Origin of the sequence: Moraxella bovis, assembly GCF_002014975.1 — a bacterium.
GTDB lineage: Bacteria > Pseudomonadota > Gammaproteobacteria > Pseudomonadales > Moraxellaceae > Moraxella > Moraxella bovis.
Genome location: NZ_MUXV01000004.1, coordinates 1 through 786, shown reverse-complemented (window position 1 = coordinate 786; position 786 = coordinate 1). Strand labels below are relative to the sequence as shown.

The window sequence follows — 786 nt, the reverse complement described above, 5'->3', positions numbered from 1 at the left end:
GTGCCAGAGTAGACCATTCTACCACTCCACGAGTAGTGAGAACCGCAGATGTTGGATTTACCGCATGAAGTATCATTAACGCCCGCAGCGTAGGTGCTACAAGTAAAATAGCCCGGTGTGCTAGGATGATAGTAGCCAGAACTACCAATATAAACATCTGTTTTCTCTAAATAAGTGCCGTCTGGTCGTCTTGATTTTTTAAGTTTATTTTTCGATAAATATCCAGAAAATGCGTACTGACAAGCACTTTCTGCTGATGAGAATTTTTCGCCATCGAACCAGTATTCAAAAGGGTATGTTTGGGCTTGTGATGGGGTTGAGATTGTACCAGACACACTGCCTGCTATTGTTCCTGTACCTGTGCCAGTCGTGCTACCGCTACCGCTTGTGGGGTCGGGGATTTTTTCGGTTTTTATGCCCTCGTCCATAATCCATCCAATACCCTTCATCAAAGCACCAACAGCAATTTGGATACCGAGCCCTGCGGGGTTGGACGGTTTGACACCGCCAATCGGTTTTGGTATTGTTGCAGTTGTTGCGTGAGCAGGGGCGGTAAGCAAGAGCAATGAGAGGATTGCAAAAGCAATATGGGCGGATTTATTTTGGGACATGGTAAGTGACCTGACTGCCGTCTTGTAGCGTTTGGGTTGCTACGGGTTTATAGTCGTCGGGGTTAAAGTCGTTAGGGTTGGATACCCAGCCGAGCATGATTAACACTGTGTAGATGAGTGTGTAATAGGCAAAACTTGCAGGTAAGTATAAGAATAAGAATTTTAGGGGGGTCAT

2 protein-coding genes are annotated in these 786 nt (G+C 45.8%); both read right to left on the bottom strand.

Going from position 1 to position 786, the window contains the following annotated elements; translation table 11 throughout:
• Positions 1-611 (bottom strand): hypothetical protein (locus tag B0182_RS01070; RefSeq protein WP_143821634.1); only part of this gene is annotated, 611 nt, incomplete at its 3' end.
• A partial coding sequence (locus B0182_RS14135; RefSeq protein ID WP_078273175.1) for a hypothetical protein occupies positions 598-786 on the bottom strand: 189 nt, incomplete at its 5' end. The genes B0182_RS14135 and B0182_RS01070, both read right to left, overlap by 14 nt.